Source organism: Ferruginibacter sp. (assembly GCF_031430955.1).
Taxonomy (GTDB): domain Bacteria; phylum Bacteroidota; class Bacteroidia; order Chitinophagales; family Chitinophagaceae; genus Ferruginibacter.
Genome location: NZ_JANPCM010000191.1, coordinates 1 through 16784, shown reverse-complemented (window position 1 = coordinate 16784; position 16784 = coordinate 1). Strand labels below are relative to the sequence as shown.

At 35.4% G+C, this 16784-nt stretch carries 15 protein-coding genes; 5 read left to right on the top strand and 10 right to left on the bottom strand.

The features are described 5' to 3' along the window. Nucleotides 1–82: 82 nt before the first annotated feature. The 6 genes from atpF to ACY65O_RS05315 form a co-directional block, all read right to left on the bottom strand. Nucleotides 83–577 carry a F0F1 ATP synthase subunit B gene (gene atpF, locus ACY65O_RS05340; protein ID WP_462219816.1) on the bottom strand — a complete coding sequence of 165 codons (495 nt, stop codon included), beginning with the start codon at nucleotides 575–577 and terminating at the stop codon, nucleotides 83–85. A gap of 179 nt (nucleotides 578–756) precedes the next feature. Then, nucleotides 757–999 carry an ATP synthase F0 subunit C gene (atpE, locus tag ACY65O_RS05335; RefSeq protein ID WP_462219815.1) on the bottom strand — a complete coding sequence of 81 codons (243 nt, stop codon included), beginning with the start codon at nucleotides 997–999 and terminating at the stop codon, nucleotides 757–759. 30 nt (nucleotides 1000–1029) lie between these two features. Then, nucleotides 1030–2121, bottom strand: coding sequence for a F0F1 ATP synthase subunit A (gene atpB, locus ACY65O_RS05330; protein WP_462219814.1), 1092 nt, complete (start codon nucleotides 2119–2121; stop codon nucleotides 1030–1032). A 67-nt stretch (nucleotides 2122–2188) separates the two neighbouring features. Beyond that, entirely contained in the window at nucleotides 2189–2614 is a 426-nt protein-coding gene (locus ACY65O_RS05325) for a hypothetical protein (protein WP_462219813.1), read from the bottom strand. A gap of 282 nt (nucleotides 2615–2896) precedes the next feature. Beyond that, nucleotides 2897–4705 (bottom strand): ABC transporter ATP-binding protein, encoded by a 1809-nt coding sequence (locus ACY65O_RS05320; protein WP_462219812.1) that lies wholly within the window; start codon nucleotides 4703–4705, stop codon nucleotides 2897–2899. A 100-nt stretch (nucleotides 4706–4805) separates the two neighbouring features. Then, on the bottom strand, nucleotides 4806–7220 hold the full coding sequence (locus tag ACY65O_RS05315) for a hypothetical protein (protein ID WP_462219811.1): 2415 nt from the start codon (nucleotides 7218–7220) through the stop codon (nucleotides 4806–4808). A gap of 7 nt (nucleotides 7221–7227) precedes the next feature. Here ACY65O_RS05315 and ACY65O_RS05310 point away from each other — a divergent pair, with 7 nt between their 5' ends. Both ACY65O_RS05310 and ACY65O_RS05305 read left to right on the top strand, forming a co-directional pair. Next, a complete protein-coding gene (locus tag ACY65O_RS05310; protein WP_462219810.1) occupies nucleotides 7228–7902 on the top strand; it encodes a response regulator transcription factor in 675 nt (224 codons plus the stop codon). A gap of 84 nt (nucleotides 7903–7986) precedes the next feature. Continuing rightward, nucleotides 7987–9036: a sensor histidine kinase gene (locus ACY65O_RS05305; RefSeq protein WP_462219809.1), complete on the top strand. Its 1050-nt coding sequence runs from the start codon at nucleotides 7987–7989 to the stop codon at nucleotides 9034–9036. 71 nt (nucleotides 9037–9107) lie between these two features. Here the strand turns inward: ACY65O_RS05305 and ACY65O_RS05300 are convergent, their stop codons facing one another. Beyond that, nucleotides 9108–10613 carry a choice-of-anchor I family protein gene (locus ACY65O_RS05300; RefSeq protein ID WP_462219808.1) on the bottom strand — a complete coding sequence of 502 codons (1506 nt, stop codon included), beginning with the start codon at nucleotides 10611–10613 and terminating at the stop codon, nucleotides 9108–9110. A 460-nt stretch (nucleotides 10614–11073) separates the two neighbouring features. Here ACY65O_RS05300 and ACY65O_RS05295 point away from each other — a divergent pair, with 460 nt between their 5' ends. From ACY65O_RS05295 to ACY65O_RS05285, 3 genes are read left to right on the top strand one after another with little or no spacing between them, the layout of a single operon-like run. Then, nucleotides 11074–11931 (top strand): UDP-2,3-diacylglucosamine diphosphatase, encoded by an 858-nt coding sequence (locus tag ACY65O_RS05295; protein ID WP_462219807.1) that lies wholly within the window; start codon nucleotides 11074–11076, stop codon nucleotides 11929–11931. After that, nucleotides 11931–13019, top strand: a complete 1089-nt coding sequence (locus tag ACY65O_RS05290) for a glycosyltransferase family protein (protein ID WP_462219806.1) — start codon at nucleotides 11931–11933, stop codon at nucleotides 13017–13019. The genes ACY65O_RS05295 and ACY65O_RS05290 overlap by 1 nt, the downstream gene beginning before the upstream one ends. 5 nt (nucleotides 13020–13024) lie before the next feature. Continuing rightward, nucleotides 13025–14383 (top strand): GH1 family beta-glucosidase, encoded by a 1359-nt coding sequence (locus tag ACY65O_RS05285; RefSeq protein ID WP_462219805.1) that lies wholly within the window; start codon nucleotides 13025–13027, stop codon nucleotides 14381–14383. A gap of 36 nt (nucleotides 14384–14419) precedes the next feature. Here ACY65O_RS05285 and ACY65O_RS05280 read toward each other — a convergent pair whose 3' ends face one another. From ACY65O_RS05280 to ACY65O_RS05270, 3 genes are all read right to left on the bottom strand, one after another. Beyond that, nucleotides 14420–15118, bottom strand: coding sequence for a phosphatase PAP2 family protein (locus ACY65O_RS05280; RefSeq protein WP_462219804.1), 699 nt, complete (start codon nucleotides 15116–15118; stop codon nucleotides 14420–14422). A gap of 72 nt (nucleotides 15119–15190) precedes the next feature. Further along, the gene (locus ACY65O_RS05275) at nucleotides 15191–16282 is read right to left on the bottom strand and encodes a hypothetical protein (RefSeq protein WP_462219803.1); all 1092 of its coding nucleotides are present in this window, start codon (nucleotides 16280–16282) and stop codon (nucleotides 15191–15193) included. A gap of 78 nt (nucleotides 16283–16360) precedes the next feature. Next, nucleotides 16361–16784, bottom strand: a 424-nt coding sequence (locus ACY65O_RS05270) for a hypothetical protein (protein ID WP_462219802.1), incomplete at its 5' end; no start/stop codon positions are given.

Below are 16784 nucleotides of genomic sequence, written 5' to 3'. Positions count from 1 at the left end.
AAAAATACTGATGGTTAAAACTTAAATATAAAATATGATCGCCTCCATTTCCTCCGCCAGCTGGCGGAGATAGGGGCTGCTCCTAATTTAATTTCACTTCCGATGCCAGCACTTTAATATAATTTTCCTGCTCGGCTTTATTACTTAATTCTTTGCGTAAAACTTTTTCGCTGGTTTCAATTACTAAATTACCAATTTGATTTTTTAAATCGGTAAGTGCTGCCATCTTTTGCTGCTGTATAGTTGACTGTGCATCGGCCATAATTTTTGCAGCGGCTGCTTTGGCTTCTTCCTTAGCCTCGTTTACAATTTTATCTTTTATTTCTTTAGCCTCTTTTAAAATAATGCCTCTTTCTTCACGGGTTTTTGCCAGCAAAGCTTCGTTATCATTTTTCATTTGTGCCATTTCCAACTTTACCTTTTCGGCGGTAGCCAATGCTTCGGTAATAGAATTTTCCCTGTCGTTCAATCCTTTTACAATAGCAGGCCATGCATATTTTTTTAGAATAAAAAACACAATAAGGAAAGCTAAAAGCGTCCAAAAAAGTAAACCAATTTCCGGTAATAAAAGTTCCATGTTATAAATTATTAAAGCTTATGACTATTATCTTAACTCCAATGTTTTATTGTTGAATTAGTACAAAAGCCAGTATCAAAAATCTGATTAACCACATTTCCCCCTTTAGGGGATAGGGGCTTTAAAATACTGCATCCTCCGCCCTGTGCTTTGGATGCAGTAAAAAGTTGGCAACGATTTTATAAAACCATTGCAAGGAAGCCCACGATGATAGCAAATAAAGCAGCACCTTCTACAAGGGCAGCAGCTAAAATCATGTTAGCACGGATATCATTAGTGGCTTCTGGCTGACGGGCAATACCTTCTACTGCACCTTTACCAATTTGACCAATACCAATACCTGCACCCATTGCGGCAAGACCAGCACCTACGGCGCCACCTGCATTTGCAATGCCTTCCAGTAAAATTAATCCTAAGTTCATGTTACTTGGTTTATTGTTAATTAATAATTCCTAAATTATAATGGCATCATCATATACCTGGTCGTGTTTAGCATGATGACTGTCATCGTTGCTGTGATCGCCTTCTATTGCACCGCCAATTAAAACTGCAGTAAGTGTGGTAAAGATGAACGCCTGTAAAAACGCCACTAATACTTCTATAAAATAAATAAAAATGGTAAATGCTATTGATAAAGGAGAAGCACCCCAGCCTGCGGCTGTGCCCATTTTTTCTCCAAAAATAAATATCAATGAAATTAAACAGATAATGATAATATGCCCTGCTACCATGTTAGCAAACAAACGAATAATTAATGAGAAAGGCTTTAAGAACATACTCAAAAATTCCACCGGCACTAAAATAAACTTTACACCTAATGGCACTCCCGGCGGGTTAAAAATATGTGCCCAGTAATGTTTATTACTGCTGGCAATGGTAACAACAAAAGAGATAACACCCAGCACTACAGTAAAGGCAATATTACCCGTAACATTTGCCGTGCCCGGTATTAAACCGAAAATATTATTGATTAAAATAAAAAAGAAAATGGTTAATAGATAAGGAAGATACTTAGCGGATTTATAACCCAAATTAGGCACTGCTACTTCATCTCTTACAAATGTAATTACAGGCTCCAGTAAACTTTGCATTCCTTTTGGTGCAGACGTTACGCCTTGGCCAGTGGTGTATTTTTTTGCAATGCTCACCATTATCCAAACCAAAATTATTAGAGCCAAAAGCATTTGCACTACATTACGGGTTAAAGAAAAATCGTACACTTTAACTGTTGGATCGGTTGGTACAACCTTTCCTTTTATTAAATTATAACCATCCACTTCATGCTCCCCATGATGAAAAGCAGACGACATAAAAGTGGAAAAACCTTTTTGAGGAGAGTATAATATTACGGGTAAAGGGAGGGAGGCGTTAAAAAAATGGAACTCGTGGCCATCCATAATATGACCGAATATTACTTCTTTCATATTTAACTTTCCCTTGCCTTCATTTTCCGGTTCGCCGCTTGCAAAAGCATTGTTTGCAAAAACAGTTAAAAAAAGGCTGAAAGCCAGTACCAGTAAAGATTTTAAACACTTTTGAAGCATACCCATCCCTAATTTTGCCGCAAAGATAAGGCGGCACAGGGAAAATTAAAAATTGAAGAAGAATTAATTAAGGATTATTGTCTTTATCAAGTTCTTGTTGAATTTTTACAATTTTTTCCAGTTCAATAACATCTATCTGGTCTTTGGGACGGTTTACCGCTTTTTTATTTGCAATTAATTGGTTGATGTGCAGGAAGGGAACTTTCATTTCTTCAATTATTGCAATTTTTGCTAAGCTATAAGCTTTATTAAAACTAATTTCATTCAGCCCTTTCATAGCAGTCATTATGTCTAATTGAATGCCTGGGCCAATTTTAAAATCTGACCAGCCCGGGACAAACTGCATTTTATTCCATGATAAACCATCGTACCCAAACTCACTCATAGTTTTTCCGAAATTTTTCCGGTTGGGAAGAGTATCTTTTAGCCAAAGGTCTATATCATTAGTTGAACGTGTAAAACCATGCATGTTTACTGCGAAGCCTCCAACCATAATGTAAAAAACCTTGTGTTGGTTGAGGGATTTCCAGAATTGCAAAAGCGATTCATCTAAAATATCCATGAAATGATAATTACTTGTTGGCTGAAATCTTGGCCTTTTTTAAGGTGTTGGTGATACGCATCATTCTGGTAAATTGGTAAAATTTCTCCGTATCAGATTTACTGATAGCTTCTACAATATTTTTTCTTTCAGCTAATGCAAACTGTTCATCAGCTTTTTGCCAATATTTATTTAACGTTATATTGTTTTTATTTTGCGAACGCATAGTGCAATTTAAACCATTTTCACCTTCTTGTCAAACTGCATTTTATGCAGCTGGTAATAAAAACCCTGTTTAGCTAAAAGTTCATCGTGGGTGCCTATTTCTTTTATTTCTCCCTTATCCAGCACCATTATTTTACTGGCTTTGCGTATGGTGCTCAGGCGGTGTGCAATTACAATAGAAGTGCGGCCGGTTATTAAAGTATCTATTGCATGCTGAATTAAATTTTCGCTTTCAGTATCTACAGAAGAAGTGGCTTCGTCTAAAATTAAAATAGATGGGTTGTATAATAATGCCCTTACAAAAGACAGCAACTGCCGCTGGCCCAGCGATAAAGTAGCGCCACGTTCCATTACATTATAATCGTAATTGCCGGGCAACTGCATAATAAAATCATGTATGCCGATAAGTTTGGCTGCGTTTATAACGTCTTCCTTTTTTATTTCCGGATTACGAAGTGTAACATTATCCACTACCGAACCGCTGAATAAAAACACATCCTGCAGTACTACGCCAATTTGTTTTCTTAAAGTATCTAAAGGATAGGCTTCAATATTTTTATCATCAATTTTTATACTGCCTTTTTGTATATGGTACAAACGGTTTAATAAACTTATGATGGATGTTTTACCGCTGCCGGTATGGCCTACAATTGCTAATGTTTCGCCAGGATTAATTGTGAAAGAAATATTTTTCAATACATACTGCTCATCAATATAAGCAAACCAAACTTTATCAAACTCTACCTTACCCTGTATAGAAACAGGAGTGTGGTTGCCATCATTAACAGCGCTGTCTTCATTATCCAGCACTTTAAAAACTCTTTCGCTGGCAATCATGCCCATTTGCAGCACATTAAATTTATCGGCAATTACACGTAAGGGACGAAATAATAAATTTAAACAAATGATAAACGAAGTAATGATACCGGAAATTTCGTTTCTTTCTTTTTCGGAAAGGCCAATTGCATCTTTTGCAGCCCACCACACTAACAAACCAATTGATAAAGCCATCACTAATTCAACAATTGGAAAAAAAATTGAGTATGCAAAAATGGCTTTTATGTTTGCATTGCGGTGTTCTTTATTAATGGCATTAAATTTATTGAACTCCCTTTTTTCGGCAGCAAAAGCCTGCACCACCGCCATACCGGTAATATGCTCTTGTACAAATGCATTTAAATTTGCTACAGCATTACGCACCCTTATAAAAGATTTGTTTACACTTTCTTTAAAAAAATAAGTAGCGATCATTAATATAGGAAATGGTGCAAGGCAAACTAAAGTTAGTTGCCAGTTTACAATAAACATGTAGGTTAACACAGAAATGATGGAAAGCAGATCGGCAATTATTGGAATCAGCCCATCGCTAAAAACATCGTTGATAGACTCTATATCATTTATGGTACGTGTGGTTAATGTGCCAATGGGGGTTTTATCAAACTGGCCTAAATTAAGGTGAAGGATTTTTTTGTAGGTTGTAACCCTTAAATCTTTTACAACACTTTGCCCCAGCGATGCAGTGGAAAATGTAAAATAAAAACGGCAGATGGTTTCAATTAAGAGTAATACAATTTGTATTATAGTTACTTCAATTATAAAACCTCCCGGACCTTTCATAAAATTTCCGGCGGTATCTCCCTGTATGCCATCGTTAATAGTAAGCTGAATTAAAAATGGCCGTATTGGTGCCATTACTGCCAGTACAACAGACAGCAGCAAAGAACCATAAAATTTATTTTTGTATGGTCTTGCAAAATAAAATACCCTGCGGAGTAATGAAACGTTGAATACCTTTTTTTTAACAACCGGCTCACTCATTAAGCAAAGATAATCCGTTTAAGGTGTAGTGTTTTGGGTTTAGTTTAAAAAATTACTGCAGATTTATTTTGACAAAATCAAAAACCGAAACCGAAAATCATTATTCTGTTTCTATTTTTTTATTATAGGCTTTTATAAAGATGGCACCCAGGTTTTTATAAGGCGGGATATAATCTTCCCAGGTTTCTTTTAACTCTTTAGGTTGTTTTAAAAAATAGGCAGAAAGATTAGCCCACATGTTTTTCCAAACTAATTGTTTGCCTGTTAATAAAGTTTGGTTTAAAGTATTGGTAACAATCTGGTTAATATTTCCGGTGCCAATTTGTTTGGTAGAAATAATATGGGCATCAGGGTTAATATCAATAAGGTGGCTTAAATTTTTATAGCCACCACAACTGCCCAGCACTACAATTTTTGCATCGCCGGCCATACGTGCCATTGTACGGTCGAGCCAGTAACTATGCCCACGGTGTGTAACAATGGAAGGTTTAAGATTATTTTTTTTAAGATAACTGTTCAAATGTATTTGTGCACTGTCATCTAAATTTTTATCGTTGTTTAAGGGGCGGTTTACATAAATCCAAATCTTGGGGTCTTTAATTGATTTTATTTCCACCCATTCTTTATTGCTGTTATTCATTTTCCATTCTTTGGCCGAAAAGGAATTTACATAAGAAGGAAAAAACTTTTTACCATCATCATCACCATAAAAGAAAACCTGTTGTACAATACGGCCACTGTCATCCATCAATGCTTTATTTTCAATAGAGTAAATTGGAGGAATACCAATTGCTGCACTCAGGTCAATGTTATTACTGCTGTCTGCCGAAAGAAAAATTGTTTTTAATAAACTGTAAATTATTTTACCCCGGTTATTATTGTTGGTAATACAACGCTGCTCATTATTATTTACATAACTTAAAATATTAGCCTGCAATTTTTTATTGCTGATGCTGCTGTAACTGTCTGCAACATCTACTGCATCTTCCAGGTTTTTTGTTGCTTCCAGCTTACCTACAAAAGCTTTCATTAAAGTTTCGGAACTTGCAGCAGGCATTAAATTTAAAAAAGTATCCAGCTTATTAAAATTGGCAGCCATCTTAATAAACTTTTTAAAATAATCGAAGTTTACACTTAACAGCAAAGAATCAGCGGCAGGTTTTTTACCCATGCGCTGCAGCATGCGGTTAAAACTGTGTTTGTAACTGCTGGTATAAATTTCGCTTTCCCCCATTATAATCATGTAATAAATGTCAACAGGCGTTAAAGAGTCAATGGCTTTCATCCGCACATTTTCTGGCTTTTCGTGCAATTCATTTATCGGGATTATAAAATGCTGCATGGCTTTGCGCTGCAGCATATCTCTTAAACCGTTGGGGCCAAAAAATGCCATAGCCGTATCGCCTTTAATCATTCTTTTGCTGTACTCAATTTCTGTTTGCACCAGCAATTTGTAATAGGCTAAACTATCGTACCCTTTTTCGCCATCCCCAATTATTTTTTTAAGGCTGTCGGTATTTTTTTTACCAGAAACTATATCATCTAAAAAAGGAAAATAAAAAAGCGATGAAGGCATTGTACTTAATGCAGCGACCGTTTTAACAACAGCGCTGGTATTATTATGAATTAATTTTCCTGCAACAGAGGAAGCATCTTGTGCGTATTTGTACACCTGTGCAGGATCGTTTTTGCAGGTTGCGGTAACCAGGCTGTCGGCAAAACTTTCTTTAGCATAAGGTGCAATAGTTTGTAAAATTTTATCGGGGTTTAATGCACAATATTTTAAGTAAACAATATTTTTACTTTGGGCATAGCCTTTATTACTTACAAAAATTTCTGCTGTAATATTACCTACTTCATAGGGTACAGCATCAATATAAGGTGCCATACTCTGGCCTTCAATGGTGGCAAACATTATTTTTTCAAAATTATCAATCAGCAAAGAGGCGTACACCGGCTTTATTTTATTGGCCTGCCAGTTGGTACGAAATGTTTTAATTAAACTTTCGGTATAAGTAAGGTAGCGTACTTTTTCGTTGTTAGCTTTTATTTTGCCGTTAACCTCAATGCTGTCCTGCAGCACATCTATTTTTCTGAATATGGCATCGGATACCGCAAGATTAATTTCTTCGTTAGAAGAAATAGCCATTTTGCCATCAATTTTACCATCGGCCTTATCCAGTAGTTTCTGCTCTTCATTTATTTTATCATGAAAGCGCTGCCTTTGTATAGGTGGCTTAATAGTATCGAAAGTAGCAAAGGCATTTGCCCGGCAAATAAATAATAAGAGGATTAAAAAAGTATTCTTCATCATATAGTTATACTGCAAAGATGCTGAAATTTTATTTAGGGTTGTACCGGCTGTATTATTTAAGATTTTAGATGATTTGTAAAAACCATATTTTAAAAATTTTAATTTACCGTTGCAGTGCAGGTTTGCCTTAACAATTTGATAATATGGCAAAGCTTTAAAACTGATTGTAGATAATTGATTAAGAGTATTTTTGCCCAGCATTTTACGTATGAGTATTGTTAAAAAAATATTAATTGCCGATGATGAGCCAGATATACTGGAAATCATTCAGTACAATTTACAGGCCGAAGGTTTTGAGGTAACTACTGCAAAGAATGGAAATGAAGCCATCGAAAAGGCAAAACGAACGCTTCCCGACTTAATTATTTTGGATATTATGATGCCCGGCAAAACCGGTATGGAAGTTTGCAACCTGCTGCGGCAGCAACCGGCATTTAAAAATACCCTCATCATTTTTTTAACCGCACTAAGCGATGAAAGTACCGAAGTAAAAGGGTTGGAAAGTGGTGCCGACGATTACCTTACCAAACCTATAAGCCCTAAGGTTTTGGTGAGTAAGGTAAATGCTTTATTCAGAAGATTTTCGAACGATACCCCTAAAGTATTAAAGGTTGGCGATTTGGAAATTGACAGGGAAAAATACATGATTAATTTTAAAGGTACCGATATAGTTTTAGCAAGAAAAGAATTTGAACTGCTTTCTTTACTGGCAGGTAAACCGGGTAAAGTTTTCCTCAGAAATGAAATTTTAAATACCATTTGGGGTACCGAAGTAATAGTTGGCGACCGTACCATTGATGTGCACATCCGCAAAATTCGCCAAAAATTAGACCTCGACTGCATCAGCACTGTAAAAGGTGTGGGGTATAAGTTTGAAGTTTAGCCCCCATCCTCTGAAGCGGTGTTATTGATGTTGTAATTATAATAAATATCTTCGCTAAAATAATTCCCCTTAGGGGTTAGGGGTATGCTCTCTCAAAAAAACTTTTCGCCGCAACAATTATCAGCACTTACTGCACTGGCATTATCTATACCTATTGCATTTGGTATTTTTGTTTTTAAACCCGTTTGGTGGATTGCTCTTTTGTCTTTTATTGTAATTTTTATGGGCAGCTTTGCATTAATATCTTACACACTGCAAACTTTTATTTACCGAAAAATAAAATTGATTTACAAACTTATTTATCAAACCAAAGCCAGTAAAAGAGAAGAATTTTACTATAAAAATATTTTACCTCAAAAAGGAATTGATGAAGTAAGAGAAGATGTGGAGGCATGGGCAGAACAAAGAAAAGAAGAGATAGAAATGCTGCAGCAAAATGAAACCTACCGAAAAGAATTTTTACAAAACCTGAGCCACGAATTAAAGACACCCATTTTTGCCATACAGGGTTATGTAGATACTTTACTTAATGGCGCTTTAGAAAACCCGGAAGTAAATAAAAAATTTTTAGCCAGCACTTCCCGTAATATTGACCGGCTGGTAAACCTCGTAGATGATTTAGATGAAATTTCTAAATTAGAAAGCGGCGAGCAGTTATTGTACCAGGAAAATTTTGTGATTCAGGATATTTTGAAAGAAGTGTATGAGTCACTTGCAATAAAAGCGGATGAAAAAGAAATTAAATGCATTATAAAAAAAGGTTGCGAAGTGGCGTTAACGGTGTATGCCGATAAAGAAAAAATACGCCAGGTTTTTATAAACGTTGTGGATAATGCTATAAAATACGGCAAGCAAAATGGTACAATAGAAAGTAGTTTTTACAGGGTAGATGGTAAAACTGTTTTAATAGAAATAAGTGACGATGGTTCTGGTATTTCGGAAGAACATTTACCCAGGATATTTGAACGCTTTTATCGCACTGATTTAGCAAGAAGCAGAAAAGTTGGTGGCAGTGGTTTAGGTTTATCTATTTGCAAACATATTGTAGAAGCACATGGCCAAACCATTCATGTACGCAGCAAAATTGATGTGGGCACTACATTTGGTTTTACTTTGCCTAAAAAGAAAGATTAAATTTTGGATCTAAAAAAAAGAAAGGCACATTTTTAAAGGTGCCTTTCTTTTTGTAAAAACTTATTGTGGTTTTAGAGTTTATCAGCCTTATATATTTTAATTACACCATCATTTTCGCTGCTTACCACCACCAGGCTTTGCTGAATAGGGCTTTTAGATGCAGGAATAAAAAGCACACCTTCGGGTGCATCGCCTGTCGCAAACATTTTTATAAAAACAGGTGCAGTAGGATTAGTTACATCGTAAACTGCAACTGCATCTACTCTTTCCATACCCACAAAGGCAATTATTTTTGCACCTACTTTACCTAAAGTAATTGCTTCGGGTTCAGCACCCTTATCATCACTGCGGTTATCATCATACACACCCAGTTCTTTTGCTTTTACATCCAGTTCGTTTTTGCTGTCATAAACTAAATCTCCTGTGGTGCCATTCCAAACACTAAACGATCTTGCACCAAAACTATACAGTGCATCAAAGTCGCCATCATTATCTGTATCGCCTAAAGTAGTGGTAATATTAAGTCTGCCTAATTGTGCATCTAATTTAAGTGTGGCTGCATTAGAAAATGCCGTAGCATCCAAAGCAATATCTTTTATTCTTTTTATTTCACTAAAGCCGGTGTATTCTCTTGCATCTCCTTCGTTGGCGGTAAATAAATAAGTGGTGCCATTGTAGTTTGCAGATGTTATTGCATCGGGCATATAAGTACCATAAACTTTCCATGGGTTAAAGTTTATGCCACCTTCCTTATCGCTTGGGTCAATGGCGTTGGCGGCAATATTATAATCTTTAAATCCTAATGGAAATATTTTTGTAATAGTTTTTGAAGTAAGATCAATAACTGCAATAGCATTATTTTCCTGCAGTGTTACCCATGCGGTTTTAGAATCGGAAGAAACAGTGATATACTCAGGCTCCACATCTTTAGCAATATCTTTTCCCGGTCCAAAAACACGAAAGCCTTTAGCAGATAAAGCAGTTAACTGCGATGCGAAAGAAGCAAAATTTATTGTGGTAACACTGTAATTATTATCTACACTTATTATAGAAACAGTGCCTTCGGGATCGTTGGTATATGCAGCATCGGGTTCAGCTTCGTTAGCAGTAAGAATGTATTTACCATCGGGGCTGTAAATTACCATATCGGGTAATGAACCTACACTAATTATTTTTTCTTCGGCATAAGTAGAAGTATTAAATATTACTACTTTACCTGTGTTTTGTTTGTTGGAAGCTTCAATAGCAGCAGCCAGTTTTCCATTACTTACATCAACACTGTTTACATAGCCACCATAAGCACTAAGATTAATTGAATGTATAACGCTGGCGGCTGAAGGAGTTGCAATATCAATAACATCAATTTTATTTAGGGTGCCGTTATTTACTGCAAATAACCGTTTGGTTTGCGGATCAAATGTGGTAATTTCTGCAGCACCTGAACCACCCAGGTTAAGCGAAGCAATTTCTTTGTAAGTTGCCGGATCTTCATTTACAATTATTTCTGGCGGGGTACTGTCATTTTTTTTACAGGCCATAAAAGCAATAAGTAAAAATGCTGCTGCTCTTTTTTTCATTTGTATATTTTTTTTGAAAGATGATAGCAGTATGTTGCGGCAAACCAGCTGCCGCTGTAAAATGACTGCGTTTAATTTTGCTGTTAGCTTTTTAAAAAGGTATAATTATTTTTTGCAAAATTGTTGGCTTTGTATTAAGCTGATGTTAAGCCAGTATTAATAAATAATTAAGCTAATTACTTTTACCGGTTAGTATAATTATTATTAGGAAAAAATAAAAAAATAAAAACTGGATGACTCATTTATACTGCGTAACAATTGGGTAACAATCAGGTAACATTCTGTTAAAGCAGGCGTAAACATTTGTTTAAAGTAATTGCTTCAATTTGTAATTATTACTAACCCCAACATCTTACACCATGAAAAATATTAAATATTTTTTTCTAAAACTTTCAGTAAGAATTTTTTTACCAATGCTTTCTGCATTTTATCCGGCGCTAAAATTTTATAAAATCCATTAATGGATAAAATAAAACGGCGCAGGCTGGATATTTTGGTATTGAGCGATGTACATCTTGGTACTTTCGGATGCCATGCTAAGGAACTATTGTATTACCTTAAAACTGTTAAGCCAAAAACGGTAATACTTAATGGAGATATTATTGATATCTGGCAGTTTAGCAAACGCTACTGGCCCAAAGCCCACATGAAGGTTATAAAATATTTAATGCACTGGTTGAGCAAGGGAGTTAAAATTTATTATGTAACCGGTAACCATGATGAGATGCTGCGGAAGTTTGCAGGTTTTAAAATGGGCTCATTAAAAATTGTAAACAAAGTAATACTTGATTTAGATAATGATAAGAAGGCATGGTTTTTTCATGGCGATGTGTTTGATGTAACCATGCAGCACAGTAAATGGCTGGCAAAATTGGGTGCGGTGGGTTACGATACATTAATTCTCATTAATAGGTTTGCAAATTTTATCTCCGAAAAAATATTTAAGAAAGGCAAACTCTCTTTATCAAAAAAAATAAAGAATAGTGTAAAGAGTGCAGTAAAATTTATTAATAATTTTGAACAAACTGCAGCCGATATCGCCATAAGCAATAATTACGATTATGTTGTTTGCGGCCACATTCACCAGCACGAAATAAGAGCCATAGAAAATGAACACGGAAAAACAATATACCTCAACAGCGGCGACTGGATTGAAAATTTAACAGCACTGGAATACGTAAACAGCGTATGGAAAATTTATAAATTTGATGAAGCAGAATTACTGCAAATGAATACAACTGCTGCAGAAGATGAAGAATTAGATAACAGCAAACTGTTTGATAATATGGTGGAAGAATTTAACCTACTCCGTAACTGATGAAAATATTATACGCCATACAAGGTACAGGCAACGGCCATTTGAGCAGGGCAAGAGATATTATTCCTTTGCTGCAGCAAAAAGGCGAGCTGGATATTTTGGTAAGCGGCATACAGGCCGATGTAGAACTGCCTTACCCTGTAAAATTTAAATTTAAAGGCCTCAGTTTTATTTTTGGTAAAAACGGTGGCGTTGATTTAATTGCTACTTATAAAAAAAGTAATTTAAAACAACTGTATAAAGAAATTAAAAGCCTGCCTGTTGAAGAATATGATTTAGTGATAAACGATTTTGAACCCGTAAGCGCATGGGCCTGTAAGATGAAGCATAAAGAATGCATTGGGCTAAGCCACCAGGCAGCAGTAATAAATAAAAAATCTCCCAAACCTAAAAATAAAGATATAGTTGGTAAAGCGGTACTGCATAATTATGCACCGGTAACAGCAGCTTATGGTTTTCATTTTGGGGCTTACGATAAAAATATTTTTACACCCGTAATAAGAGATCAGATCAGAAATGCAAAGGCAGAAGATAAAAACCATTACACAGTTTATTTACCTGCCTACAGCGACGAAAGAATTATTAAAGTATTGGGAGAAATTAAAAATATTAACTGGCAGGTATTCAGCAAACATTCAAAAAAGGAATACCAACAAAAAAATATTTGCATAAGGCCGGTAAATAATGATGAATTTATTGAAAGCCTTTTAAACTGCACAGGAATTTTATGCGGCGCTGGTTTTGAAACACCTGCCGAAGCATTGTTTTTAAAAAAGAAATTGATGGTTATACCCATGAAGGGCCAGTACGAGCAGCAATGCAATGCGGCAGCATTAAAAACAATGGGGCTGCCTGTTATAAAAACACTGAAGAAAAAATATTTGGATAAAATTACATTGTGGGTGCAGGGTAAACAATTTATCCCGGTAAATTATACCAACAGTACCGAAAGAATAATAAATATGATCATAAAAAAACATGGTAATGTACCGGCACAAAAGAATGTTGTGTTAGGCCAAGCCATTCATTCAGTAAAAAAATTAAAGGATAAAAGCCTTGGAAAAATATTAAATAAACTTGCTGAATAATTTTTATGCTCTTTACTAAAGATGATTTTGGAGATGATTTTAAATGGGGCGTTTCCACTGCTGCTTATCAAATAGAAGGGGCACATAATATTGATGGCAAAGGCTTATCCATCTGGGATACTTTTTCTCAAAAAAAGAAAAAAATATTTAATAACCATAATGGAAATACTGCCTGTGAATTTTATACACATTATGCCGATGATATTGCACTGCTGTATAAATTAAATATTCCCAATTACAGGTTTTCAATTTCGTGGAGCCGTATTTTACCACATGGTATTGGCGCCGTAAATATTAAAGGCATTGATTTTTACAATAAAGTAATTGATTTTTGTTTAGAGCTGGGCATTGAACCATGGATAACTTTATACCACTGGGACTTACCACAGGAGCTGCAACAAAAAGGCGGTTGGGCCAACAGGGAAATTATTAATTGGTTTAGTTATTTTGTGGATTGCTGCATAAAAAATTTTGGCGACAGGGTTAAACGATGGATGGTGATAAATGAACCGATGGTATTTACGGGTGCAGGATATTTTTTAGGAGTACATGCACCGGGTAAAAAAGGATTAAGCAGTTTTTTAGCAGCTGCACATCATGCAGCACTTTGCCAGGCCGAAGGCGGAAGAATTATAAAAACATTGAGAAGTGATTGCAAAGTGGGAACAACATTTTCTTATTCTCATGTAGAGCCTTACAGAACCGGTAACGAAAAAGATTTAAAAGCTGCACTAAAAGTAGATGCCTTACTTAACCGGATGTTTATTGAGCCATTACTCGGGCTGGGTTATCCAACAAAAGATTTAAAAATTTTAGAACGTATTGAACGGTTTATGTATCCGCATGATGAAAAGAAATTGAAATTTGATATGGACTTTATCGGCCTGCAAAATTATACCAGGGAAATAGTAAGCCATGCGCCGCTGATGCCTTTTGTAAAAGCAAAAATTATTAAGGCAAGCAAAAGAAATGTACAACATACATTAATGGATTGGGAAATACACCCGCCCAGTATTTACAATGCTTTAAAACGCTACAGCAGTTACCAACAAATAAAAGAAATTATTGTAACAGAAAACGGTGCTGCATTTACCGATGCACACGAAGAAGGCATGGTTAACGACAGCGAACGTGTAAAATATTTGCAGGATTATATTGCCCAGGTTTTACTGGCAAAAAAAGAAGGTGTAAAAGTTAACGGTTATTTTGTATGGACACTGATGGATAATTTTGAATGGGCAGAAGGATTTTACCCAAGGTTTGGTTTAGTGTATGTTGATTTTGAAACACAGCAAAGAGTTGTAAAAAACTCCGGCAGATGGTACAGCCAGTTTTTAAAAAATATTGTGAGCGTTTCTAATTAGTATAAAAAGCAATTACGTTTGCAGCAAGTATTTATTTTAAACTGTTTGAATTGCACCGGGTGATGGTGCAGCCGGTTTAATGTTATTAATACGGTGCCATTTTTTAACAGCACCTTTAATACCTCTGCTGTTTTTAATTAGGTATACACTAACAATGCCCGATAAGCTTCCTGTTAAACTGCCAATAATTATGTCAATTAAAAAATGCTGTGCAAGATACATACGGGAATAACCAACAAGAATTGCAGCAATTAAAATAAACAACTGCCAGCTTTTATTTTTCATCATTAAAACCATTACTGTAGCTATAGCAAATGCTGCAGCGGTGTGCCCCGATGGAAAGCTTGTGGAATTAGCAAGGCTTACACTATCTGTAAAATTTAAATACTGTCCTGCTTCAAAAAATAATTTTAGCCCATCGGCATTAAGAATATTTTTAATTACCTGCACAAAAAAAGTAGAAATTATAAAAGAATAAAACATGGCCATTGCTTCTTGTTTTTTCTTAAAATAAAAAAACATTGCTGCAATAAGGCAAAGGGTAAATACACCATCTCCAATAAAAGTATAGTTTATAAAAAATACATTTAATAAAAAAGAGTGATAGCTGTTAAGAGAAATAAAAGCTGCTGTTTTACCATTGAATATTAAAAAGACAGCACTTAATAATAAAACGATTATTAAGCCGGTAAAATATATTTTATTTTTATTCCACTCCAATAATTTGTTTTGCATCAGCAAGATTTTGATGCACAAATTAGTTATAACAGTTTACCAAATTATTAAGCTGCTATTACCGTAATATTATTATCTTTTATTTACTGCTGATAGTATTGCTGCATCAGCCACAGGATGTTGGGGTTCAAAATTGTACCCCAGTAAACGGGCAATAGTTTGTGCAAGCTGTTCATTATAAATTGCTGCATTTATTTTTACTTCACCTTTAGTTTCAAACTTAGGGCCTAAAGTCATCAGCCAGATATTGCTGCTGCCTTTAGTAAACATATCGTGCCTTACCCAGGTATTGGGTTTTTGCCCACGGCCATGATCGGTAGTAATTATAAAGCTGGTATTGTTTTTATAAAAGGGATCTTTGTTTACCAAATACCAAAGTTGAGAAAGGTATTCATCAAATAAATGTGCACTTTGCAGGTACTCATCATAATTGCCACCATGTGCATATTCATCTGTTTCGCCAAAACCAATGTACACTACTTTCGGGTGTTGGGTTTGTATGTATTCTTTTGCAGTTACAAAAGTGAGCATATCATTCCTGGTGCTTTTTAAATTATTCACTGCATTTTGCTGCACTCCATTGGCAAGTATTTCTGCATCAGTAAGCGAATCGTGTACAATAGTTTGGTAGCCACTGTTTAAATAAATGGTACTTTCTTTTTTATTAAAAATATATTCAAATAAATTCCAGCTGGTAAAAGCGGCTACTTTATTTTTATACTCGGGCTTATCATTTAAAAAATCCAAAACAGTTTGATTACTGTTATATTTTTTTCGGTTGGCAATTATAGAGTTGTCGGCATAGCCGGTAAAAATTTCGTTGTAGCCGGCATACGAAAAGCGGTAAGGGTTAGCTACGGATACTTTATTATCATAATTTCTGTTGCCATAAACTGCACCATGCCTTGCTATGGTTTTCCATACAAAAGGCATCAGCATTTTTCGTCTTTCATCCACATTGGTATCCCAAAACATTTGCTTAAGCAGGGCAGTATCTTTTACATAATGCGTATTGTGGAGTATTACCGAATCAGCACCATTAAAAACTTCCTGCCAGCGAAAGCCATCGGTGGTAATAATAAAAATGTTGGGGGATACGGTATCGGATTGAGAAGACATTTGCTTTGTAAAAAAGCAACAGGTGAGCAGGATAATAATTTTCATTTACAGAGGTTTTGCAAAGAAATACCTGTAACATAAAGTAATTATTAAGGGGGTATTATATCAATATTAAATAAAAAATCAGGCAACGGCCTCTGTAACAATAACAGCCTGCGGCTGAAAAACGTACCAGCAAAGCACCATCAGTAAACTGGGGAATTTAGTATCCAGCAAAGATCTTGTTTTAGAAAAACTGTTTGCAATGGAATTGAAACTGCAGGTGAGTAAATTGTTTTGCATGGCTTCGTCATAAAGTACCACCTCGCCATTATTATTCTCGTTATAAACAAAAAAATATTTTTTATCGTTTAACTCCACATAGCCTTTACCAGTGCCCGGTTTTGTTTCTTCTACCTTACCCATTTTTATTCCGTACTCATTTTTAATTACAGCCTTAGGCGTTAGTAAGCCTCTTCTTTCAAAAAAGAAAAGCCGCTTGCTTAATTTACTTACAAACCTTGCAATACGTGTACTTTTACTAAAGGAAATATCTGCCACTTTTGTA